20 protein-coding genes and 1 riboswitch are annotated in these 23,161 nt (G+C 69.1%); of the genes, 9 read left to right on the top strand and 11 right to left on the bottom strand.

Annotated elements, in window-relative coordinates:
* Positions 1–196 precede the first annotated feature (196 nt).
* The 3 genes from LA521A_RS17090 to LA521A_RS17100 all read right to left on the bottom strand — a co-directional run bounded on the left by LA521A_RS17090 (position 197) and on the right by LA521A_RS17100 (position 2,733).
* Positions 197–1,201 carry an SDR family oxidoreductase gene (locus LA521A_RS17090; RefSeq protein WP_281780041.1) on the bottom strand — a complete coding sequence of 335 codons (1,005 nt, stop codon included), beginning with the start codon at positions 1,199–1,201 and terminating at the stop codon, positions 197–199.
* Between the two features lie 95 nt (positions 1,202–1,296).
* Complete coding sequence (locus LA521A_RS17095; protein WP_425494609.1) at positions 1,297–1,590, bottom strand: BON domain-containing protein; 294 nt, start codon at positions 1,588–1,590, stop codon at positions 1,297–1,299.
* A 210-nt stretch (positions 1,591–1,800) separates the two neighbouring features.
* A complete protein-coding gene (locus LA521A_RS17100; RefSeq protein WP_281780043.1) occupies positions 1,801–2,733 on the bottom strand; it encodes a S41 family peptidase in 933 nt (310 codons plus the stop codon).
* Between the two features lie 93 nt (positions 2,734–2,826).
* Here LA521A_RS17100 and queD point away from each other — a divergent pair, with 93 nt between their 5' ends.
* Positions 2,827–3,180, top strand: a complete 354-nt coding sequence (queD, locus tag LA521A_RS17105; RefSeq protein WP_281780044.1) for a 6-carboxytetrahydropterin synthase QueD — start codon at positions 2,827–2,829, stop codon at positions 3,178–3,180.
* A gap of 40 nt (positions 3,181–3,220) precedes the next feature.
* Here the strand turns inward: queD and LA521A_RS17110 are convergent, their stop codons facing one another.
* Positions 3,221–5,512 carry a patatin-like phospholipase family protein gene (locus LA521A_RS17110; RefSeq protein WP_281780045.1) on the bottom strand — a complete coding sequence of 764 codons (2,292 nt, stop codon included), beginning with the start codon at positions 5,510–5,512 and terminating at the stop codon, positions 3,221–3,223.
* Between the two features lie 16 nt (positions 5,513–5,528).
* Between LA521A_RS17110 and LA521A_RS17115 the strand changes: the two genes are divergently transcribed.
* The 4 genes from LA521A_RS17115 to yiaA all read left to right on the top strand — a co-directional run bounded on the left by LA521A_RS17115 (position 5,529) and on the right by yiaA (position 7,763).
* Positions 5,529–6,116, top strand: a complete 588-nt coding sequence (locus LA521A_RS17115) for a phasin family protein (RefSeq protein WP_281780046.1) — start codon at positions 5,529–5,531, stop codon at positions 6,114–6,116.
* A 195-nt stretch (positions 6,117–6,311) separates the two neighbouring features.
* Entirely contained in the window at positions 6,312–6,692 is a 381-nt protein-coding gene (locus LA521A_RS17120; protein WP_281780047.1) for a hypothetical protein, read from the top strand.
* On the top strand, positions 6,689–7,234 hold the full coding sequence (locus LA521A_RS17125) for an RES family NAD+ phosphorylase (protein ID WP_281780048.1): 546 nt from the start codon (positions 6,689–6,691) through the stop codon (positions 7,232–7,234). The genes LA521A_RS17120 and LA521A_RS17125 overlap by 4 nt, the downstream gene beginning before the upstream one ends.
* 121 nt (positions 7,235–7,355) lie before the next feature.
* Entirely contained in the window at positions 7,356–7,763 is a 408-nt protein-coding gene (yiaA, locus tag LA521A_RS17130) for an inner membrane protein YiaA (RefSeq protein ID WP_281780049.1), read from the top strand.
* A 58-nt stretch (positions 7,764–7,821) separates the two neighbouring features.
* On the opposite strand, the gene LA521A_RS17135 is transcribed toward yiaA, so the two are convergent.
* From LA521A_RS17135 to bioD, 3 genes are all read right to left on the bottom strand, one after another.
* Positions 7,822–10,989 carry a multidrug efflux RND transporter permease subunit gene (locus LA521A_RS17135; protein WP_281780050.1) on the bottom strand — a complete coding sequence of 1,056 codons (3,168 nt, stop codon included), beginning with the start codon at positions 10,987–10,989 and terminating at the stop codon, positions 7,822–7,824.
* A 9-nt stretch (positions 10,990–10,998) separates the two neighbouring features.
* Entirely contained in the window at positions 10,999–12,219 is a 1,221-nt protein-coding gene (locus LA521A_RS17140) for an efflux RND transporter periplasmic adaptor subunit (protein ID WP_281780051.1), read from the bottom strand.
* A 122-nt stretch (positions 12,220–12,341) separates the two neighbouring features.
* Positions 12,342–13,010 carry a dethiobiotin synthase gene (gene bioD / locus LA521A_RS17145; protein ID WP_281780052.1) on the bottom strand — a complete coding sequence of 223 codons (669 nt, stop codon included), beginning with the start codon at positions 13,008–13,010 and terminating at the stop codon, positions 12,342–12,344.
* A 99-nt stretch (positions 13,011–13,109) separates the two neighbouring features.
* On the opposite strand from bioD, the gene LA521A_RS17150 reads away from it, so the two are divergent.
* The 4 genes from LA521A_RS17150 to LA521A_RS17165 all read left to right on the top strand — a co-directional run bounded on the left by LA521A_RS17150 (position 13,110) and on the right by LA521A_RS17165 (position 17,081).
* Complete coding sequence (locus tag LA521A_RS17150; RefSeq protein WP_281780053.1) at positions 13,110–13,595, top strand: free L-methionine (R)-S-oxide reductase MsrC; 486 nt, start codon at positions 13,110–13,112, stop codon at positions 13,593–13,595.
* Complete coding sequence (locus LA521A_RS17155) at positions 13,592–13,984, top strand: TfoX/Sxy family protein (protein ID WP_281780054.1); 393 nt, start codon at positions 13,592–13,594, stop codon at positions 13,982–13,984. The genes LA521A_RS17150 and LA521A_RS17155 overlap by 4 nt, the downstream gene beginning before the upstream one ends.
* 196 nt (positions 13,985–14,180) lie before the next feature.
* A riboswitch (cobalamin riboswitch) is annotated at positions 14,181–14,417 on the top strand.
* Between the two features lie 143 nt (positions 14,418–14,560).
* The gene (gene btuB, locus LA521A_RS17160; protein WP_281780055.1) at positions 14,561–16,432 is read left to right on the top strand and encodes a TonB-dependent vitamin B12 receptor; all 1,872 of its coding nucleotides are present in this window, start codon (positions 14,561–14,563) and stop codon (positions 16,430–16,432) included.
* A 103-nt stretch (positions 16,433–16,535) separates the two neighbouring features.
* Complete coding sequence (locus LA521A_RS17165) at positions 16,536–17,081, top strand: cysteine hydrolase family protein (protein WP_281780056.1); 546 nt, start codon at positions 16,536–16,538, stop codon at positions 17,079–17,081.
* On the opposite strand, the gene LA521A_RS17170 is transcribed toward LA521A_RS17165, so the two are convergent.
* The 4 genes from LA521A_RS17170 to LA521A_RS17185 all read right to left on the bottom strand — a co-directional run bounded on the left by LA521A_RS17170 (position 17,068) and on the right by LA521A_RS17185 (position 23,151).
* The gene (locus tag LA521A_RS17170) at positions 17,068–18,780 is read right to left on the bottom strand and encodes a carboxypeptidase regulatory-like domain-containing protein (protein WP_281780057.1); all 1,713 of its coding nucleotides are present in this window, start codon (positions 18,778–18,780) and stop codon (positions 17,068–17,070) included. The genes LA521A_RS17165 and LA521A_RS17170 overlap by 14 nt on opposite strands.
* A gap of 122 nt (positions 18,781–18,902) precedes the next feature.
* Positions 18,903–21,083 (bottom strand): hypothetical protein, encoded by a 2,181-nt coding sequence (locus tag LA521A_RS17175; protein WP_281780058.1) that lies wholly within the window; start codon positions 21,081–21,083, stop codon positions 18,903–18,905.
* Entirely contained in the window at positions 21,080–22,240 is a 1,161-nt protein-coding gene (locus tag LA521A_RS17180) for an N-terminal double-transmembrane domain-containing protein (protein WP_281780059.1), read from the bottom strand. Before LA521A_RS17180 ends, LA521A_RS17175 begins: the two co-directional genes overlap by 4 nt.
* Positions 22,237–23,151, bottom strand: coding sequence for a DUF58 domain-containing protein (locus tag LA521A_RS17185; RefSeq protein ID WP_281780060.1), 915 nt, complete (start codon positions 23,149–23,151; stop codon positions 22,237–22,239). Before LA521A_RS17185 ends, LA521A_RS17180 begins: the two co-directional genes overlap by 4 nt.
* Between the last annotated feature and the right edge of the window lie 10 nt (positions 23,152–23,161).

The following is a 23,161-nucleotide window of genomic DNA, read 5'->3' on the forward strand; positions in this document are numbered from 1 at the left end:
CTCAGGCCCGCGTCGCCCGGGCGCTCTCATGGCGGCAACAGTCGGCCGTCATCCCGGCGAAAGCCGGGACCCAGGCCCGAAACGCAAGGGCACTCCCGACTGAGCAAACCACATCACCGTCATTCCCGCGAAGGCGGGAATGACGAGGAAAAGTGCCCATGACCTTTGCGCGGCAACATCGCGCAGGCGGCCCGCCTCACCCCATCGGCCCACCCATCACCGGCAGCACAATCCCGTTGACGTACGACGAGCACACCGGCGAGGCCAGAAACACGTAGGCCGGCGAGATTTCCTCCGGCTGCGCGGGGCGGCCCATGTCGCTGGATTCGCCGAACTTCGCGACGTCCTTCGCCGAGCGATCGGCTGGATTGAGCGGCGTCCACACCGGGCCCGGCGCGACGCAGTTCACGCGGATGCCGCGTTCGAGCAGGTTGCTCGCCAGCGACTTGGTGAAGGCGTGGATCGCGCCCTTGGTCGCCGAGTAGTCCAGCAGTTGCTTGGAGCCGAACAGGCCCGTTTCCGAGCCGGAATTGATGATGCATCCGCCGCGCGGCAGGTGCTGCAGCGCGGCGCGCGCCATGTGGAAATAGCCGCCGATGTTGGTCTGCAGGGTTTCCTGCAGGTGTTCGTCGGTGAGGTCTTCCAGCGACTGCGCGTGCATCTGGAAGGCCGCGTTGTTGACCAGGACGTCGAGCCCGCCGAACGCCTGCACGGTGGCGGCGACCGCGCCGTCGCAGAACGTCGCGTCCTTCACGTCGCCCGGGATGAGCAGGCAGCGCCGGCCTTCGTTCTCGACGGCGGCGCGCGTTTCCTCCGCGTCTTCGTGTTCGTTGAGGTACACGATCGCGACGTCCGCGCCTTCGCGCGCGAACAGCACCGCGACCGCGCGACCGATGCCCGAGTCGCCGCCGGTGACCAGCGCCACCTTGTCCTGCAGTTTTCCGCTGCCCTGGTAATCCGGCGCCTCGTAACGCGGACGCGGATCGAGTTCGTGTTCGAGTCCGGGCTTCTTCTGGTTCTGCGCGGGCAGCGGATTCTCCGGCTGCTTGCGCGTCCCGGCCTGCACGGGTTTCTTCTTCGATGCGGATTTCTTCGCGGCCTTCTTTTTGGTCGCTTCCTTCGCCTCGACCTGCGCCTGGATCCTGCGCTGCTTCGCCGCCGTGGCATCAGCCTTCGAGGCCGGCTTCTTCTGTGTCGCCATGCTGGTTCTCCTGCTTGCCGGCGACAAAACGCCCGGGTGCGGACACCCGGGCGTTCGTCGCCCGCGGCCCCCGAGGGCCGCCCTACCCGTGCTGGTTACTTCTTGCCGCCCTTGGCGACGGCCAGGCCCTTGGCATCGACGCTCTTCACGCCCTTGATGCCCTTGGCGACCGAGATCGCCTTGTCGTGCTGCGCCTTGCTGTCGACGTTGCCCGACAGCTTCACCACGCCATTGGTGGTGTCGACGTCGATCGTGGTGCCCGGGACGTCGGAGGTCGCCATCAGGTCGGCCTTCACCTTGGTGGTGATCCAGGTGTCGTTGACCGGCTGGGCGGAATCGCCTTCCTCTTCGGCCTCGGTCTGGGTGCGGTCCTGCGCCATGGCGGACATCGGGACCGCGGCGACCAGCGCGGCCGCGCCGAACACGGCGGCGAACAGCGAGGTGTGCGTACGGATCTTCATGTCGTGGCTCCGTTGGAAAGGTGCCGACAGCTTTCTGCGCCCCTGCGTATCGCCGCGTGAAATCGGCGATATGCGCGCGATCCGGCGCAAGGCTTCGTTCACCGTTGCGAACTTTGCGTGTAAGACCCGTTGCGTCGTTCAGCGCGAGGCGCGCGCCAGCTGCAGCGCCTTGTCGAGCGCGTCGTCGGAGGCGACGGCGACGTCGGGCGCGATGCCGGTGCCCTCCCAGTTCCTCCGCGTGACCGGATTGACCGGCGAGCCGTCCGATACGAACACGCTGAAGCCCTGGCCGATGTCGATCATCGCACCGGGATTCGCCGCGCCGGCGGTGCGCTCGCCGACCACCGTCGCGCGCCCGGCGCCCTGCAGCGTGTAGGCGAAGGACTCCGCCGCCGACGCCGTGCCGCCATCGACCAGCACGTACAGCGGGACCTGCGCGCGCGGCGTCGCGTACGGCATCCGGGGCGCTTCGCTCAAGGTCTGTGTGCGCGTGTGGAAGGTGTTGTAGATGTTCGCGCCCGGCTCGACGAACGCGCTGGCGAGGTAGCCGACCATGCTCGGCGAACCGCCGCGGCAACCGCGCAGGTCGACGATCATCGCGCGCGTGCCCGACAGCCTGGCGAGTGCGTCGTCGATCGCGACGCGTTCCGGCGCGTTGGCGTCGTCGAACTCGAAGTGCGCGAACTGGCTCAGGCGAAGGTGGCCGATGTCGCCCGGCAGGGTTTCCACGACGGCGATGCCGTGGTTCGCCGGCGGCGGCGGGCGGCGCGGGCCCGGCGTCGGCGCGGCGGAGCCGACGCCGCCTTCCCAGCGCACGCGGAAGTGGCGGTCGAGCGGGCGCAGCCGTGCGGTCAGCGTCTCGGCCAGCGCCTGCGGTGCGAGCGCATCGAACGTCCCGCTGGCCGCGTCGCGGCGCAGGTCGTCGGCGATCGCCTTGCCGCGCGCGGCATCGAAGTAGTTCGCGGCGATCGCATCGGCGACGGCGTCCACACGTTCGCGCGGAACCGGCGCGGCCTGCGCGGCGAAGGTGGACAGGAGCAATACGGCGGCAACGCGCAGCAGCTTCGACATGGCAGGCAATCCCGGGCGGTTTCTCCTTCTGGATGCCGCTGCGGCCGCAAGCGTCGCACCGCCACGGCGGCGGCCCGGCGGTACACTGCGCGCATGAAAATCTTCAAGGCCTTCACGCTCGAAGCCGCGCACCGCCTGCCCAACGTCCCCGAGGGCCACAAGTGCGCGCGCCTGCACGGGCACAGTTTCCGCATCGAGATCCACGTCGAGGGCGAGATCGACCCGCACTACGGCTGGGTCATGGATTTCTCCGATCTGAAGGCGGCGTTCAAGCCGCTCTACGATCTACTGGACCACCACTACCTCAACGACATCGAAGGCCTGGAAAACCCGACCAGCGAAGTGCTGGCCAAGTGGATCTGGGATCGCCTGAAGCCGTCGCTGCCGCTGCTGTCGGAAGTCGTCGTGCACGAGACCTGCACGTCGGGCTGCCACTACAAGCCCTGATGCGTCCAGCGGGCGCGCGACGCACGCGCGCTCGCGAACCTCACTTCACCTGCGGACGCAGCAGCGATCCGAACGTGAGGTACCAGGAGTTCTCGCCCGCATCATTGCCGCCGTAGGCCAGGAACATCGGCCCCAGCGGCGTGCTGAACCCGATGAAGAGGCTGCCGGCGAGGATCAGGTCGTCGGCGTCGACGTCCTCCTTCGTCGCCCACGCGTTGCCCGTTTCCAGGCTCGCACCGACGAACATCGGCAACGAGAACAACCGGCTCGTGTTGCCGGTGCGCCGGTACATCACCGCGCGTGCGAGTGCGGTCTGCGTACCGAACAGCGCGCGTTCGTCGAAGCCGGACAGGTTGAGGAAGCCGCCGAGGAATCCCTGCGTCTGGAAGAAGCTGTCGTTCTCCAGCGCGCTGCTCAGGTGCGCGCCGAGCAGCAGGTGGTAGCGCCCCCAGGCCTGCGCCCAGTCGGCGGTGAGTCGCGCGACATTGCCTTCGACGTTCGCGCCGGCGACGTCGTGGTACGTCTCCACGTCCGCGCTGACACGCAGGCCACGCGTGGGGAAGTTGATGTTGTCCAGCGTGTCCCAGGTCGCGTTGTAGAACACGCCCGCGTATTTCTCCTGGCTGCTGGTGAAGTCGGCGGGATTGCCGATGAGCAGGTCGCCGCGATCCTTGCCCGCCACCAGCTCTGCGCTGACGCGCCATTCCGGTTGCGGCGACCAGCCCGCTTCGACCGCGACCTGGCGCCGGTTGACGCGGTATTCGGCGAGCTGCGCGTCCTCGATCCACAGCGGGAAGGATTCGTTGCGCAATTCGAGCGCGGGCTTCACGTAGAACGCGCCGGTTTCGCCCAGCGGCTGGTAGAACTCCGACAGCAGCCCGGTGATGCGCCCCAGTCGCAGCACGTTGCGCCATTCCGCGCCCAACGTATTGACGTCGTTGAACGTCAGCTCCGCCGAGACCATGTAGCTGTTGCGGCCGTTGAAGTTGTCGTCCAGCTGGAAGCCGAGCTTGCCGAACGCCGACCATGGTTTTTCCGCCGGAATGATCTGCAGGCCGCGTTCGCCGTTGCGTTCGACCAGGCGGTAGTCGATCTGCTGGAAGCGGCCGTCGCCGTACGCCGTGCCGATGGTCTTCTCCAGACGCTCCGCGTCGAACGGCTCGTCCAGGTTCGGCGCGACGGCACGCTCGACTTCGCGCGTCGCCGATGGCGAGCGGCCTTCAACGACGTCGAGGAACGCCACCAGCTTCGGATCGAAATCGCGCTTGCGCTGGCGCTCGCGATAGGCGGCGTACGTCGCCTCGTCCACGGACAGCGCGCGCAGCCGCGGCAGCGCCGCTTCGGCCGCGCGTTCGCCGATGGCGATGGCTTCGGCACCGCGGTTGAATTCCGCCGCGGTGATGTCGCCCAGTTCCGGGCGGATGAGCACGTCGTCGGGGCGCAACGTGGCGAGCGTCGCCTCGGTCTTCTCGGTCATCAGCGCCGAGATCATCTGGTCCATGATCACCAGCGGATTGGTCAGCGCCTCTTCCTTGTGCAGCGGCGAGCCGACGTCGACGACGATGAGGCGGTCGGCGCCCATCTGTCGCACGACATCGACAGGCACGTTGTCGACCATGCCGCCGTCGACGAGCAGGCGGTCACCCACGCGCACCGGGGCGAACGCGCCCGGCACCGACATGCTCGACCGGATCGCCAGCGCGAGGTCGCCGTCTTCGAACACCACCTTGTCGCCGTTGATGATGTCGGCGGCGACGGCGCGGAACGGGATCGGCAGCTGGTCGAAGTCGTTGACGTTCCAGGTCGAGATCGTCAGCCGGCGCATCAGCATCAACAGCTTCTGCCCCTGCACGATGCCGACCGGCAGCACGACGCGGCCGTCGACGTAGCCGATCTCCAGGTCGAGCAGGTAGCGGAAATCGGCGTCCTTCCGGCGCATCGGCTGGCCGGGCCGCGGCGGGTCGTCGACGAACATGTCCGCCCAGTCGATGGTGTCGATCAGGTTTTCCATCTCCGCCGGCGTGTAGCCGGTGGCGTACAGGCCGCCGACGATCGAGCCCATGCTGGTGCCGGCGACCTTGCAGACCGGGATGCGCTCGCGTTCGAGCACCTTGAGCACGCCGACGTGGGCCGACCCGCGCGCCCCACCGCCGCCGAGCACCAGGCCGACGCAGGGGAGATGGGCGGGGTTGGCCGGGGTGGCCGGATCCGGGGCCGCGGTCTGGGCGATGGCCGGGGATGCGACCGCTCCGAGCAGGACGGCAACGAGGACCGCCAAGCGGGCCATCAGCCCCCGGCAGCGCGGCGTGGAGGGGAGGCGGGCCTGCATCATCGTCCGGTCATCCTGGTTGGCGATCCTGCGCGGGCAGAGCCCGTTGCAGCGGGATTCTGCCACCGGACTTCAACTCCCCCAATGGGACCTGAGTCCCGTGCCGCCGCGTGTTGCACCGCAACAAGACCTCGGTTATGCTGCACCGCACAATCCGAACTCCCTCCCCTCCCCGGATTGCCTGGAGACCACCATGTACCAGCCGTTCAACGAACAGTTCGCCGCCGCGACGCGCCAGTTCGCGGACACGGCCGCACAGGTCAACCGCCTGGCCCTCGACAACGCCGAGGCCGTCTTCGGCCTTCAGCTTTCGGCGATCGAGGACCGCGTCAACGCCACCTTCGCCTTCCTCGGCGAAGCGGCTGAAATCCGCGATTTCGACGGCTTCAAGAACCTGTGGCCGAAGGGCTCGCAGGTCGCCCGCGAGAATTTCGAGCGCGGCGTCGCCACCGGCCAGGAAGTGTTCGGCCGCACGCTCAAGACCCAGGGCGCGATCACCGATCTGGCGAAGTCCCAGTTCGAAGCCGCCGCCCGCGGCGTGCAGGGCGAGGTCGAAAAGACCGTGCAGGCCGCCACGGCCGCCGCTTCGAAGCCGAGCGCCAAATGATTCCCGCGTCATCGCGGATCCGCTGATCTCTCTCCTTTAGCTCTTCTTTTCCAACGATCTCCGCCAACCCCTCCCGGCGGAATGGAACCCGGCAGCCCATGCTGTCGGGTTTTTCTTTGAGCGCGCCCCTGGACCGCGCTGGAAATCCGTGCGCATTTCGTGCATGATTCGTGCATGTATCGACCGGAGTTCCCCATGAACGCCGTCATGAAACCCCGTGCGAGCCTCGCCGAGACCCTGCGCGAGCCCGACCAGGTCTACCTCTCGCCGCGCCGCATTGGCGATGCGCTCGGCCTGCAGGTCCAGAGCCTGGCCGAACGCGCCCGGGTCAGCCGCAACACGCCGACCGCGCGCCCGCAGAACGAACACCTCCAGCAATACCTGCGCGACGTCGTGCGCGTCATCGCCGCTGCCGAAGATGCCGCCGGTGGCGATCGCACGCGCGCCATCTTCTGGTTCATGAACGATCCGCTGGCCGAATTCGACTACCTCACCGCCGACGCACTGGTGCAGGCGGGCAAGGCGCAGGTCGTGATCGACTACATCGAGTCGATCGCCGGCGGCGCCACCGGATGATCCTGCGCACGCTGGGCGATGGCGACGCGCTGTACCGCGTCATCGTCCCGCGCTGGTCGCATGCGCCCACGTCCGGCGCGGGCGCGGCGCGCAAGGGCGGGCGCTTCAACCGGCCGGGCCTGGAAGCGCTGTACCTGTCGAAGGACGCCATCACCGCGGTGGAGGAATACCGCCAGCACGAACGGCTGCTGCCGCCGGGCACGCTGGTGACGTTCCTCGTCGGGCCGCTGACGGTGGTCGATTTCGCCGGCGGTTTCGAAAGCGGTCGCTGGGAGCCGATCTGGGCCGATTACGCCTGCAACTGGCGCCGCCTCGCCTTCGACGAACGCAGCGAACCGCCGAGCTGGGTGCTCGGCGACTTGGCGCTGGATGCGGGCGCCGCCGGGATTCTCTTTCCGTCATCCGTCCATGCCGGCGGCACCAACCTGGTGTTGTTCGATTCGAGCCAGCTGCCCGCGCGAATGCTGCGCGTACACGATCCCGACCATCGCCTGCCCGACGACGCGCGTTCGTGGCTCGACGCGGACGACGCGCGCGACTGATCGCGTCGCACGAATTTTTCCGGCTATCCGATCCCTTCCCTGCACTGCACGTTATCGCCTCGCGGCGCAGGCCGTCGCGCTTGCTTCGTGCATCGCACGCATAACGACAGGGATGGAATCGATGGATCTTCGCAAGCCTTCCGCCGCCTTCGTGGCGGCTTCGTGGTCGGCCCTGGGGTTGGGCATGGGCGCGTTCGTGCTGGGATTGTGGAACGCCACCATGGCGCTCAACGAAAAAGGCTATTACTTCGCCGTGCTGATGTACGGCCTGTTCTCCGCCGTATCGGTGCAGAAGAGCGTGCGCGATCGCGCGGAAGGCATTCCCGTCACGGTCGTCTACTACGGCTTGTCGTGGTTCTCGATCCTGCTGGCGCTGTCGCTGCTGGTCGTCGGACTGTTCAACGCCGACAGCCTGAGCCTGAGCGAGAAGGGCTTCTACGGCATGACCTTCGCGCTGAGCCTGTTCGCCGCGGTGACGGTGCAGAAGAACACGCGCGACCTGACGCAGTTGAACGAAGCCGACGCCTGACCGCCGCAAAGAAAAAGCCCGCCGATCGGCGGGCTTTTTCGTGTTGCTGCGAAGACCGTTACGTCGCAGGACGCGGCGTCGGCTCTTCGTCGTCGTGCTCGATTACCGGCTTCTCGTCCATCTTGTCGCCGAGCAGGCGACGCACCGCGACATAGAACACCGGGATCAGCAGCAGGCCGAGGAACGTGGCGAAGATCATGCCGCCGATCACGCCGGTGCCGATCGCGTGACGCGAGTTCGCGCCTGCGCCGCTCGAAATCGCCAGCGGGAACACGCCCATGATGAAGGCGAACGACGTCATCAGGATCGGGCGGAAACGCAGGTGCGCCGCTTCGATCGTCGCCTCGCGCAGCGTCTTGCCGTGCTGGCGCTGCTCGATGGCGAACTCCACGATCAGGATCGCGTTCTTGGCCGCCAGGCCAATCACGGTGATCAGGCCGATCTTGAAGTAGATGTCGTTAGGCAGGCCGCGCAGCAGCGAGAACAGCACCGCACCCAGCGCGCCCAGCGGCACGACCAGCAGCACCGCGACCGGCACCGACCAGCTTTCGTACAGCGCCGCAAGGCACAGGAAGACGACGAGGATCGACAGCGCGAGCAGCGCGGGCGCCTGGTTGCCCGACAGGATTTCCTGGTACGACTGGCCCGTCCAGTCGTAACCGAAGCCCTGCGGCAGGTCGTTCTCGACGATGTTCTGCATCGCGGTCATCGCCTCGCCCGAGCTGTGCCCCGGTGCCTGCGAACCGACGATTTCCACCGCGGCGTAGCCGTTGTAACGCGTGAGCGACGGCGACGCGGTGATCCAGTGGCTGCGCACGATGTTCGACAGCGGCACCATCGACGCCGCTTCGCCCGGGGCGGCCTGCGTGAGCGGGCTGGGCGTGTAGAAGCGCGCGAGCGATTCCGGGCCCGTGCGGTACGGCGCGTCGGCCTGCATGGTCACGCGCTTCACGCGGCCTTCGTCGACGAAGTCGTTGACGTACACCGGCGCCAGCATCAGCTGGATCGCGCTGTAGATGTCGCCCACCGACAGGCCCATCGACTGCGCCTGCACGCGGTCCACGTCCAGTCGCAACTGCGGCGCGGCTTCCAGTTCGTTCGGACGCACGCCGGTCAGCGCCTTGTCCTGCGCGGCCTTGCCGAGCAGCGTGTTGCGCGCTTCGGTCAGGGCGGCGCGGCCCTGGCCGCTGCGATCCTGCAGGTACATGTCGAAGCCGCCGAACTGGCCCAGGCCCGACACCGTCGGCAGGTTGATCACGAAGATCTGCGCATCGCGGATGCCGAACAGCGCCATGTTCGCCTTCTGGATGAACTCCGAAGCCGTGACGTCGCGGTCGTCCCACGGCTTGAGGCGGATGAACGCGATGCCCACGTTCTCGCCCTGGCCGACGAAGCTGAAGCCGGCGACGGTGAAGATGCCGTCGAACGCCTCGTCCTTCGCCATCGTCTCGCGGACCTGGTCCAGCACGGCGTTGGTGCGGTTGATCGTCGCGCCGGCCGGCAGGTTGATGAGCGCGATGGCGTAGCCCTGGTCTTCCTCGGGGAGGAAGCTGCCCGGCATGCGCGTGAACAGGAAGCCCGCGAGCACCACGAGCACGCCGAACACCATCATCCAGCGCGGCGCATGGCTGATCGCGCTGCCGATGTGGCCGACGTAGGTCCTGGCGACCTTGTCGTAGTACTTGTTGAACGTGCGGAAGACGATGTTGTCGCGGTGGTGGTCGGCGGTGGGCTTGAGCAGCGTCGCGCACAGTGCGGGCGTGAAGCCCAGCGCGAGGAACGCCGAGAAGAACATCGCCATGGCGATGGTGATGGCGAACTGCTTGTAGATCTCACCGGCCGAACCGCCCTGGAACGCCGACGGAATGAACACCGCCGCCAGCACGACGGTGATCGCCACCACCGCGCCGCTGATCTGGGACATCGACTTGCGCGTGGCGGCCTTCGGCGACAGGCCTTCCTCGGTCATGATGCGTTCGACGTTCTCGATCACCACGATCGCGTCGTCCACCACGATGCCGATCGCCAGCACCATGCCGAACAGGCTGAGCTGGTTGATCGTGAAGCCGATGAAGTACATCCCCAGGAACGTGCCGAGCAGCGCGATCGGGATGACCAGCGTCGGGATCAGCGTCGCGCGCAGGTTCTGCAGGAAGATCAGCATCACCAGGAACACGAGCACGATCGCTTCGAACAGCGTCTTGATCACTTCCTTGATCGAGACGGCGACGAAGGTCGAGCTGTCGTACGGCGAGAACCAGGTCACGCCCTTCGGGAACGTGGCCTGCAGCTCGTTCATGCGCTGGGTGACGGCCTCGGCCACGCCCAGCGCGTTGGCGCCAGGCGCCAGCTGGATCGCGAAACCGGCCGCGGGCTTGCCGTCCCAGCGGCTGTCGAAGCCGTAGGACGTCGCACCCAGGCCAACGCGCGCCACGTCGCGCAAGCGCACCGACGTACCGTCGGTATTGGTGCGCAGGATGATGTTGCCGAACTGCTCGGGCGTGCTGAAGCGGCCTTCGGCGGACACCGTCGCGGTGAAGCCCTGCTCCACCGGCGCCGGGTCGGCACCGATCTTGCCTGCGGCGAACTGCACGTTCTGCGAGCGCACCGCCTGCAGCACCTGCGTGGCCGACAACCCGAAGCCGCGCAGGCGATCGGGATTCAGCCAGATGTTCATCGCATATTCGCTGCCGAACAGCTGCGTGCTGCCCACGCCCGGCACGCGCGCGATCTGGTCGAGCACGCGCGAGGCGATGATGTCGCTGAGCGCGTCGCGGTCCATCGACTCGTCGTCCGAGCGCAGCGCGACGACCTTCAGGAAGCCGGCGTTCGCCTTCGCCACGACCACGCCCTGCTGCGTCACTTCGGTCGGCAGGCGCGGCGTGGCGAGTGCGACCTTGTTCTGCACCTGCACCTGCGCGATGTCCGGATCGGTGCCCGGTGCGAAGGTCAGCGTGATGTTCGAGCCGCCGCTGGAGCTGGACGACGAGGAGAAGTAGACGAGGTTGTCGATGCCCGTCAGCTGCTGCTCGATCACCTGCGTGACCGCGCCTTCGGCCGTCTCGGCGCTCGCGCCGGGATAGGACGCGGACACCGTCACCTGCGGCGGCGCGATGGAGGGATACGACTCAACGCCGAGGTTCAGGATCGCGAGCACGCCGCAAAGCGAGATCAGGATCGCGATGACCCAGGCGAAGACCGGGTGGTTGATGAAGAATCTGGACATGGCGGGGGGTTAGTCCTTCTTGGCCGGTTCCTGACCGGCGGCCTTGTCGGCCGGCTTCTGGCCGGCCTGTCCCTGCGCGGCGGCGCCCGGCGCGGCGGCCGCGCCCGGCTTTGCCGCCGCATCGGCCGGCTTGGCCGTCGCCGGCGAACCCGGCTGCGCGCGCTGCACGCCCGAGACGATCACCTGGTCGTTGGGCGACAGGCCCTGCGTCACGACCCAGTTGCCGCCCTGCTGGCGATCGGCGCGGACGTCCTTGCGCGCGACCTTGCCGTCGCTGCCGACGACCAGCACGAAAGCGCTCTTGGCATCGCGCTGCAGGCCCGCCTGCGGGACGAGGTAGGAGTTCGGCTGGATGCCGAGCGTCGCCTGCAGAGTCACGAAGGTGCCCGGCAGCAGGTTCTTCTCCGGATTCGGGATCAGCGCGCGCAGCGCGATCGCGCCGGTGGTCGGATCGACCACGTCGCCGGAGAAGTCCAGCTTGCCCGGATGCTCGTACGGCGTGCCGTCGGGCAGGATCACCTGCACCTTCGCGTCGCCGGCGATCGACTGCGCGCGGCGCACCTGCTCCAGCTCGCTGACGCTGAGGGAGAAGTTCACGTACAGCTGGTCGATCTGGTCGACGGTGGTGAGCAGCGTCGCCGTGCCCTGGCCGACGAGCGCGCCTTCGGTGACCTGCTGCTGGTTCGCGCGGCCGCTGATCGGCGCGGTGACCGTCGCGTAGCCCAGGTTGATGCGGGCGTTGGCGAGCGCGGCCTCGGCCTGCTTCACCGACGCACCGGCGCTGCGCTCGGCGGCGAGCGCGTTGTCCAGGTCGGACTGCGAGACGAACTTGTCCGGCGCGAGGCGACGCGCGCGGTCGGCGGCGGCCTTCGAGTTGGCGTAGTTGGCCTGCGCGGAGGCGAGCGACGCCTGCGCCTGGCCCACTTCGGCCTGCAGGGGTGCGGGATCGATCAGGAACAGCACCTGGCCGGCCTTCACGTCGCTGCCTTCCTCGTACACGCGGCGCTGGAGCACGCCCGGCACGCGGGCGCGCACGTCGGCGCTGCGGAACGCGGCCAGGCGGCCCACCAGATCCTTCTGCAACGGCACGTCGCCCGGCTGCACCTTGACCACGCCGACTTCCGGCGGCGGCATGCCGCCACCGGGCTGGGCTTGATCCTTGCCGACGCAGGCGGACAGTGCGAGGGCCAACGCGGCGGCGATCGCCACCGTGCGCGGGTTCTTGACCATGGGGGAAGACTCCAGTTCCTTCATTACGAGCGTAGAAGCCCGGATGGGTTCGAATTCCTATACCGCTCAGTCTAGCATTCGCCGGGAGCGGCCCATCTCCCATTGGTCACGCCTATCGACGATCAGGCCGTTTGCAGCAAAGACCGCAGTTGTGCGGGATCGGGCTTCTCGCGGAACGGAAGCCGTCCCCAGCACGCCACCGGGAGCCGCTGCCTGAGCAGCTCGAAGTTGTCGTCGGCGCGGGCCATCGCCGGGTCGATGTCGTTGGCGATCCAGCCCGCCAGGTGCAGCCCGTCGTGTTCTATCGCACGTGCGGTCAGGCGCGCGTGGTTGATGCAGCCCAGCCGCAGGCCCACGACCATCACCACCGGCAGGTCCAGCGCGCGCACGAGGTCGGCCTGATCGAGGTCCGACGACAGCGGCGCGGCCCAGCCGCCCACGCCTTCCACCACCACCGCGTCGGCCTGGGCATGCAGGCGCTGGAACGCGGACACGATGGGCGCAAGGGTAACGCGAATGCCGGCGTCGGCGGCCGCCAGTTCCGGTGCCAGCGGATTGGGCAGCGCGAGCGGATTGACCTCGTCGTAAGCCGGTCGCGGATCGCTCGCCGCCTGCAGCGCGAGCGCGTCCTCGTTGCGCCAGCCCTCCGGCGTGGACTCGCAACCGCTCGCGAGCGGCTTCATGCCCACCGCACGCAGCCCGCGCGCACGCAACGCGTGCAGCAGCGTCGCGCTGGCGAGCGATTTGCCGATGCCGGTGTCGGTGCCGGTGACGAACCAGCCGCGATTCATCGCGATGCCCCGGGCTGGCGCCGGCGGTTGCGGCGATGGCGGACGGCCCCATCTACACTGGCATCTGAGGCACTATGCGACGGCAGGAACGAGGCGATCATGTTCACCAGCGAAAGTCTAAGCGGCAGCAAGCCGGAACAGTACGAACAGCTGCTTGCGCAGGCACGGGCGCTGGTGCACGGCGAGCGCGATCGCATCGCCAACGCCGCCAACCTGTCGGCGCTGGTCTACCACGCGCTGCCGCAGCTCAACTGGGCGGGATTCTATTTCTTCGACGGCACCGAACTGGTCGTCGGCCCGTTCCAGGGCCTGCCGGCCTGCGTGCGCATCCCGCTGGACAAGGGCGTGTGCGGCGCCGCGGCGTCCTCGCGCCAGACCCAGCGCATCGCCGACGTGCATGCCTTCCCCGGCCACATCGCCTGCGACTCGGCGTCCAACTCCGAACTGGTCGTCCCGCTGGTCTCGTCGAAGGGCGAACTGATCGGCGTGTTCGACCTCGACAGTCCGGTTCAGGATCGTTTCGACGTTGAAGACCAGCACGGCCTGGAGGCGATCGCGCGGGCATTCGTGGAGTCACTGGAATGACGGACAAGCTCGACCCGAAGCAGGCCGACAAACTGCGCAACATCGGCCCCAAGTCCGCCGCCTGGCTGCGCCAGGTCGGGCTGCGCACGCGCGAGGACTTGGCCGCGGCGGGCACGGTGGAAGCGTTCATGCGCGTCAAGCGCGCGGGCTTCAAGCCGACGTTGAACCTGCTGTACGCCATCGAGGGCGCGCTGCAGGACTGCCACTGGCAGGAAATCTCCGACGAGCGCCGCAGCGAGTTGATCCTCGCCGCCGACGCCGCCACCGCACTGCTTCCGCCGCCGCGCTACAAGCCGGCCGCCGCGCCCGTCACCACCACGCAGATGGCGCGCGAGGAAGACACGATGCCGGTGCCGACGCTGTTCGACGAGCCAGCGGATCGGGACTGAGCGCAACGCGCCGGCCTTCAAGCTCCTTCCCCGGCGAATGCCGGGATTCGCCACGGAAGCGCAACCTGCAGCACCGCAGCAGTCGTTTGCCGCGCTCGCTCCGTTGCCCCTCACCCCAACCCCTCCGTTGGGAGAGGGGCGACAGCGCACGCGAGCTTCCAGAAGTCCCAATCAAGCACAACCCGAAAATGCCGTAGACTTCGCCCCGCTTCGAGGTGACCCGGCGGCGTTGCGCCCACGGGTTGAAACGGGAAGCCGGTGACGCCGCACGCGGCCATTCCGGCACTGCCCCCGCAACGGTAAGCGAACGTGGATCCACCCGGATCCGGGCTCGGCACACCGCCACTGTGCGCACGCACGGGAAGGCGCCGCAGCCGGAGGACACCCGTCCTCGTTCGCAAGTCCGGAGACCGGCCCCGCAGCATGGACCGCCTGGCGACAGGACGGACCACCCCTGGTTGCGATGCGGAGGGCGTCGCGGCGGCGACGTCGGCGCCCCGCGCCACGTGTGCAGCCTCGATTCTCCCGGCAACCGTTCCCTTTGCCGTTGGCGCGATCCCGCGCCGGAGAACCCCGATGTCCTTCCGCAGCACCGTCCACGTCCATGCGCTCGCCTTCGCCTGCGCGCTCGCCCTGCCCAGCCTCGCGCATGCCGCGCCGCAGGCCACCGACCTGGACGAAGTCGTCGTCACCGCCAACCGCACCGCCGTCACCGTCAACGACGCGCTCGCGCCGGTGGAAGTGATCGACGCCGAACAGATCCGCCGCAGCCAGGCGCGTTCGCTGCCCGACCTGCTGCGCGGCCGCGCCGGCATTTCGCTGTCCAACCAGGGCGGCGCCGGCAAGCTCACCACGCTCTTCCTGCGCGGCGCGGAGTCCGACCACGTGCTCGTGCTCGTCGACGGCATCCGCATCGGGTCGGCGACCTCGGGGCTCGCCTCGCTCCAGGACCTGCCGGTGGACCTGATCGATCGCGTGGAAATCGTGCGCGGCCCGCGTTCGAGCCTCTACGGCGCCGACGCCATCGGCGGTGTCATCCAGGTGTTCACGCGCCGCGACCGCGAAGGCTTCGCGCCGCGCGTCACCGTCGGCGGCGGGTCCAACGGGCTCAACGAATTCGCCACCGGCTTCGGCGGCCGCAGCGGTCGCACGTGGTTCGGCGCGGACTACTCGCACAGCCACACGCAGGGCATCAACGCGTGCCGCGGCTATTTCGACCCGGTGACCTTCGACGGCGCCGGCTGCTTCATCGCCACCGATTCGCAGCCCGATCGCGACGGCTACACGCGCGACTCGCTGTCGGTGCGCGGCGGCATTCAGTTCAACGAACAGTGGAGCCTGGAAGGCCACGGCCTGCGCAACGAAGGCGACAACGAATTCGACGGCGACTTCACCGATCGCGCGAAGACCGTGCAGCAGGTCGTCGGCGGCAAGCTGCGCTGGCACCCGAACGACCGCGTCGACCTGCACCTCACCGCGGGCCGCAACATCGATGCGTCGGACAACTACCTCGGCGACACCTACCTCGACTACTTCAGCACCTACCGCGACAGCGCGACCTTGCAGGGCGATTTTGGCCTGGCCGAGAAGCACCTGCTCAGCGTCGGCCTGGACTGGCTGGACGACAGCGTGAGCAGCACCACGCCGTACGACGAGCTCTCGCGCAACAACAAGGCGGCCTTCGTGCAGTACCAGGGCCGCATGGGCGCGCAGTCGCTGGAGGCCAGCGTGCGTCGCGACGACAACGCGCAGTTCGGCGGACACACCACCGGCAGCGCGGCATGGGGCATCGAATTCGCGCAGAACTGGCGCATCACCGCCGGCTACGGCAGCGCGTTCAAGGCGCCGACGTTCAACGAGCTGTACTACCCGTTCTTCGGCAACGCCGACCTGCGCCCGGAAGACTCCGAAACCTGGGAACTCGGCGTCGCCTGGCGCGGCGATACCTTCAACGTGCGCCTGGACACCTTCGACACCGACGTCGACGACCTGATCGCGTTCGACGCCGCCATCAGCCTGCCGAACAATGTCGAGCGCGCGCGCATGCGCGGTGCGGAGCTCGGCGTGGACACGACCGTGGCCGAGTGGACCATAAACGGCGCCATCAGTTATCTGGATACCGAGAACCGCAGCGGCTTCTACGAAGGCAACGACCTAGCGCGTCGCGCGAAGAACAGCGCGCGCATCGACGTGGACCGCGCGTTCGGCAAGTTCCGCGTCGGCGCCACGGCGGTGGGCGAAGGCTCGCGTTTCGACGACGTCGCCAACACGCGACGCCTCGGCGGATACGGCACGCTCGACCTGCGCGCCGAGTACGCGATCACCTCGTCGCTGACGCTGCAGGCCCGCGTGGCGAACGTGTTCGACCGCGATTACGAAACCGTCGCGTTCTACAACCAGGCTGGACGGGAGTGGTTCCTCACGCTGCGCTATGCGCCCGTGAACTGAGTGCTCCGCATGAACCCTTCCCCGCATGGGAAGGGTTCATCCCGCGACGCGGCGATCACGACCGCGTCGCGATCCTAGCCTTCCGTTCCCACGCGCGCGCGACGTGAAAGGCCACGCTCTCCTCATCGTCGACATGATCAATGCCCTCGATTTCCCCGATGGCGACAAACTGTTGAGCACGGCACTACCCGCCGCGCGCAACATCGCGCGCTTGAAGCAGCGGTTGAAGCCGCGCGGCGTGCCGACGATCTACGTCAACGACAATTACGGGCAGTGGCGTTCGGACTTCAAGCAGGTCGTCGCGCGTTGCGCCGCTGAGGATTCGCTCGGCGCGCCGCTGGTGAAACTGCTGCATCCGGACGACGACGACTTCTTCGTCCTGAAGCCCGAACGCAGCGGTTTCCGCGACACGCCGCTGCGCATGCTGCTGGGCAAGCTCGGCGCGAAGACGCTCATCCTCACCGGCGTCGCGCTCGACGTGTGCGTGTTCGCCACCGCCACCGATGCCGACATGCACGGCTTCAAGCTCTTCGTGCCGTCCGACTGCGTCGCGTCCGAAACGCCGGGCCGTCGCACGGCGTCGCTGAAACTGCTGCGCGATTCGCTGCAGGCCGATACGCGGCCGTCGCGTTCGATCACGTTGCGCTGACGCGACGCCCCGCGCGGGAGCGTTCGAACCACCACAACGCGGCGCTCGCCAGCAGCCAGCCGAACCACCACGGCCAGCGCGCACCCGGAACGTCGGGGGCCTGCGCTGCCGCCTCATCCGCCGCATGTCCAGTCGAAGCGGCGGCAAAACGCGACGTCGCGTCGCGCGTCGCCTGCGCGCGCAAGGCCGGCGTCGCATCGTGCGCACGCACGAAGAATGCCTGTTCGCGATCGCCCGAACGCAACCGGTGCCAGCCCGCCGAACGCGGCCAGAACGCCGCGCAGTTGCTCGCCGCCGGATCGCGCAGGACCGGATGCGCGACGCCATTGGGCGCGATGATGGACGCGCCGTCGGCCACGCCGCACAACGCCATGCGCTGGCCTTCCCACGCGTTCGCGTCGATGTCGAACGCGGCGTGCGGGCGCGCACGCGCCAGCGTCGCGACCGCGTCGCTCCACAGTTGCGCGTGCCGATCGCCGCGACCGCCCAGCACCAGACGGAAGCTGTCGGTGAGCAGCCACACGCCCACGCGACCGCGGCCGTGTGCGCGCCACATCGCGAGCGTCGCACCGTCGGCATCGCGCAGCAGCGGCACGCCGTCGGGCGCGGCGAGCTTCGCGTCGCGACGCGTGAGTTCGGGCAGCGGTGCAGGCGGTTCCTCGTGCGAGCGCGGCGCGTCCTGCGTGCCGGGTCCCAGGCGCGCGCGCTCGGCTGCGTCGTCGCGCGCCGGCTGCGCCAGCTTCGTTGCCGTCGAATCCCGGCCGCCGTCGATCGCGAAACCCAGCGCGCGCAGGCGGGCACGTTCGTTGGCCGACGGCGCGCCGGTCACGCGCACGAGCAGGCCGAGGCCGTCGCGCACCGCGGCATCGAGCGCATTGCGCTGCGCTTCGCCGAGTGAGGACCACGCACGGTCGTCGATGATCGCGACGTCGTGGCGTGCGAGCGTGGCAGCGTCGATCGCGACCGGCGCATCGCCAAGCTGCACGCCGCCGCCAACGGTCATCTGCGCCTGCGACGGTAACCCGGCGTCTTCCAGCCAGCGGCGCAGGTATTTCACTTCCGGATTGGGCGCGCCGGCGATCACCAGCACGCGCGGCGGCGCCTGTGCTTCGACCTGCACCGGCACGTCGATCTCCTCGACCACGCGCTGACGCGAATCGAGCAGACGGATGCGGAACACCGCGCTGCCCTCGCCGCGCGCCGTGGCGGAAAGCGCGAATCGACCGTCCCGGGAAAGCGCCACGCGATCGATGCGGCGACGCGCGGGATCGAGCAGTTCGACGGCGCCACCGTCCAGCCCGCCGGCGCGGCCCGCGACGTTGAATTCATCGCCAACGGCGATCCGCTCGGCCACGTGCAGCTCGAGCAGGCCGCGCGGCAGCGGCTGCGCGGCGAACTCGATCGCGACGTTCGATGCCGCATCGCGATCGCGTGCATCGAGGCCTTCTCCGATCACGCGCACGCGCTGCGTACCCGGATGCCGGCGCAACGCGGTCGCAAGGTCCGGCGCGCGCTCGACGCCCGACCACACCGGCGCTTCAGGCAGCGCGATGAGCGTATCGCCGGCCCCGACCTGCGTACGCTGCGCGCCCGCCGTGGCGACGACCAGCGTGCCCGCGCGTCCGGGCACCGACGGCGGCCACAGCGCGAAGTACAGCAGCGCGGCGCAGACGGGTTGCGCGATGAGCAAGGCGGCCATGCGCGCGCCGTGCGATCGCGGCGACGGTTCCGCGCGCAGATGTCGGACGATCAGCCGAACGATCGCGATCGCAACCGCAAGCGCGAGCACCCATGCGGTCGTCGTCGGCGTGAACCAAGGCGTCATCGCGCGTTCCCCTGGCGCAAGGCGTCGAGGTAGCGTCGGCCCGCCGCATCGCCGTCGTCTCGACGCGGCACGGCAGCGGGCGGGCGCGACAGCAGCGGCCACAACTGCGCACGCAGCTCGCGACGGCACGCTTCGCACGCCGGCTCCGCGCGCAAGGCATCGATGGCCGCGATGAGCGACAGCGGATCGGCCACGCGCGATTCGTTAGCCCGCAGCCAGCGATCGAGCGCGCTGAAGTCGATCCCGTCGGCGCCGTTCGACCGCGCATCGTCCAACGTCTGCCACAGCTGCGTCAGCGCGGGATCGGGCGCCGTCGCCGCGACCAGGCCGTCCCCGCGGCGCGCGATGCCGGCGCGATCGCCGGTCATGCGGCGCGACTCGTCGATGGGCGGAAGCTCCGGGCCCACGCGCGCGAGGTAAATGCGGCCGGCCTGCTGCACCCGCTTGATGTGCTTGAGCGCCGTGTACGCGTAGGGCAGCGCGAGGTCCGGATGGCCCTGGCGCAGGTGGCCTTCGGACTGCCACATCGCATCCAGCGCGAGCTTGAGCGTCGCGCGCGTTTCCGGATCGAGCAGCGTCGCCGCTTCGGCGTGATCGTGCGTGTGGCCGTATTCCTCCAGCACCGCGCCTTCCTGTCCGAACGTCGACGGCGTCGTGGCCGTTTCATGTGCGTGGTCGTCGGTGGCCGGCTCGCTCGCGTGGTCGTGTGCGTCGGCTTCCGTCGCCGATTCGGTCACCGCGGACACGTCGTCCGACGTCGGCGGCGGCTTGGGTTCGCCTTCGGCTTCTTCGCCAAGGAACTGGCCGTAGCGCAGTCGCAGAATGCGCTGGTCGACGCCGATCGCATCGCTGCGGCGCAGGTATTCGGCGGCGTCGAGGCGTCGCTTCTCCTTCAGCAGCGCTTCGGCGTCGATGATGATCTGGCGCTGGCTGCGGAAGTACGCCGGCATGACCTTGCGGACCATGCCTTCCATGTCGCTGGTCTCCGTGCCGAGGTCCGAGGGCCAGCGCAGGATCAGGCTCGCGCTGCGCGCGTTCTGCGGCGAGGGCGTGCGGTTGTCTTCCACTTCGAGTTGCGCGATCAGGTCGTCGCCGACGGCGAAGCCGAGCGCGCGAAGGTCGAGGGATTGCGCGAAACGTTTCGTCGTCGCGCTGCCTGTCCCGCGCAGCGTCATCGTCTGCTCGCGGAACGTGATGTTCTCGCCGCTGCCCTGCGCGAGCGTCACGCGCAGCTTCGCGGTGCCGGCGATGCCGTAATCGTCGCTGGCTTCGAACGCCAGCGTCCACGCCTTCTGGTTCGCGGTGGCAAGGCTCAGGCTGCGATCGGGCTCGATCACGCGCACCTGCGGCGGGCGATCGGCGACGACGTCGAGCCGATGCGGCTTGGCATCGCGCAGTGGCGGCGCGTCCTTCAGTTCCAGGCGATACAGCGCGGCGCGCGTCAGCACGTGCTCGCCGTGCCAGAGGTCGCCGTCGCGACGCAGCGCGACGCGGCGGCCATCGTGGAAGACGAGATCGGCCGCCGCCGGTTGCGGCGCAAGACGGAAGGTCCACGCGAGCCGCGTGCCGTGCGGCGCGCGGGTGTCGAGCGAGGGTTCATCGCGCGCGGCCTGGCGCGTGTACGCCGGCGGCGCGACGCGCAGGTTCTGCTCGACGATGCGCGTGTGCGTCGGCTTCGCGGCTTCGCCACTGAGTTGCGCGACGACATCGTCGAACGCCTGCGCCGGCCGGTTCGGCCAAAGCAACGCGCCTGCGATCACCACCGCCGCGATCACGACGGCCAGTGCGATGGCCCGCGAGGACCAGCGCGGCCGCAGATCCGGCGTCGCGCCGCGCTCGAGGCGTTCCTGCAAGCGGCTGCGTTGCAGGCGCTCGAGCGTCGTCATCGACGACTCGGGCGCGAACAGCAGGTCGCTGCTGTCCTCCATGTCGGAGCGCGATGCATCCAGACGTTGCACCAGCCAGCGCGTATCGAGCTGGCGTGCGCGATGGATGGCATAGGAGATCGCGAGCGCTGCCGCGATGGCGAGCACCGCGATGGCGAGGCCTGCGCCCTGCCATCGCCACGCGATCGCCGCGGCCGCAAGCGCCCACGGCGCCGTGCGCGCGATGACGTCCAGCGCGACGCGCATGCGGGCGCGTTGCAGGCTTTCGCGCAGCTGCGTGGTCGCGTTCATGGCGCGGCCCCGCGTCGCGAGGACGTCGCGAGCCAGCGTTCCAGCAGGAAGACGAGCGCGATCAGCAGCGCGAGCCACGGCTGGAGATCGCGCGGCGCGATCGGATACGTCGCGCCACCCGTGAGCGGTGCGTGCTCTGCCGTCGCGACGCGCGACGGCATCGCAGCCGGGGGCTCAAGCGCGGCGCGCAGATGCTGCGGGAAGGTGGCATCGAGCAGTTCAGGCATCGCCTGCGGCGCGAGCGTACGCGTGAAACGCAGCACGCGGCCGCGCCCGTAGGCCGCCGCCTCGATCAGCACAGAACCGGCTTCGTCGCGCCAGAGTGGCGCCCATGCGGTCGCGTCCGCCAGCTTCGCATCCGTGTCGAGCAACAACGTGCCGCCATTGCGGGTCCATTCGCGAACCTGCGTCGGCACGTTGCCCGGTGCGAGCCAGGCGAGATGTTTCGCACTCGTCGGCAACGGTTGTTCGCTCGATGCGGTATCCACCTTCGCCGCGGGATCCGTCCGCCACGCGAGCGCGGCCGCGCGGAGGAAGCGTGCGGCGGAGGCGCGATCGGCCGCATGACGAACGACCAGCGCGGGTGGCGCGGGCGCCTTCTGCGCGGCATCGGCCGGCAGCGCGCCGGGCACGATGCGCCAGTCGACTTCGCGCGAGAGCACGATGCGCCGGCCGTCCGCATGCTCAAGGCGTTCGGGCACGAACACCGTCAGCGCGACGTCGTCGGGCAGGGTCGCGTCGAGTTCGCGCAACAAGCTCGACACCGATGTGTCCGACGCGACGGGCGACGCATCCACCGAAGGGAACCCCGGCGCCAGCCAATGCCAGCGCGCCGGCTCCGACGCGAGCGTGGCACGGGCCCTCGAAAGATCGACGCCCGGCGCGACGGCGACGTACGGCGTGTGCGCCTGCCCGCCGTGCAACACGGGGCGCGCGAGCAACAGCGCCATCAGCGCCACCAGCAACAGGCGCACGATGAGCAGCGGCCATTCGTCGAAGCGGATGCGATGGCGCGGCTTCGGCTTCTGGCGCAACCAGCGCAGCGCGGCGAACTCCGTGGGGCGCTGCTCGCTGCGTCGCGCCAGGTGGATCGCCAGCGGGATCAGCAGGGCCGCGAGTGCGGCCAGCGCGGCGGGAATCAGGAACGCGAGGCTCACGCGTACTCCGCGGCGTCGCGCGCGCCGAACAGCCGGCGCAGCGGCAGGTCGAGCGGCTGGTCGAGCACGTACTCGGCGTGGCGGATGCCGCTCGCATCGAGCCGCGCGTCCAGCTCACGACGCGCCTGCGTGAAACGCGCGAGGAACTCCGCACGCATCGCGGCACCGTCGCCGAGCAGCTCCTCGCCGGTCTCCGGATCGTGGAAGCGATGCCCGCCGCTGAACGGGAAATCGCGCTCTTCCGCCGTGAGGATGCGCACGGTGAGCAGTTCGCGACGCGCCGCCGCGAGGCGCGTCATCACCTCGATGCTGCCATCGTCGAAGCCGTCGCTCAGCAGCACGACGAGATCGCCGGCGCCGATGCGCTCCCACAACGGGCGCAGCTTTTCCGGCGATGGCCATTGGCCGCGCGCTTCCAGGCCATGGAGTTCGAGCAGGAAGCGGTCGCGCTGACGCAAACCCGCGCCGGGCGCGAGCAGGCGCACGCCATCGTCGCGCAGGGCGACAAGACCAAAGCGGTCGCCCTGTCGCAATGCGAGTTCCGCGATGCACGCGGCGAGGCCTTTCGCGGCGGCCAGACGCGACCACCCGGGGCGCGCCTTGTCCTCCTGCGCCATCGACGCGCTCGCGTCGATCAGCAGCCACGCCGCAAGCGGGCTTTCGCGCTCGGCTTCGCGCACGAAGAAGCGGTCCGATCGCGCGTAGAGTTTCCAGTCGATCTGGCGCAGCTCGTCGCCGGGTTCGTACGCGCGGTACTGCGCGAACTCCAGGCCTGCGCCGCGACTGCGGCTGTGATGCAGCCCGAGCCCCTGCAGCCCGACCGCGCGTCGCGAGGTCAGGCGCAGGTCCTTCAACCGCGCGCGCACGGCGGGCGGGATGAAGTCGGCGATGCGGGTGCCGGGCGCGTTCACTGGCGCGTCG

Source organism: Lysobacter auxotrophicus (genome assembly GCF_027924565.1).
Taxonomy (GTDB): Bacteria; Pseudomonadota; Gammaproteobacteria; order Xanthomonadales; family Xanthomonadaceae; genus Lysobacter_J; species Lysobacter_J auxotrophicus.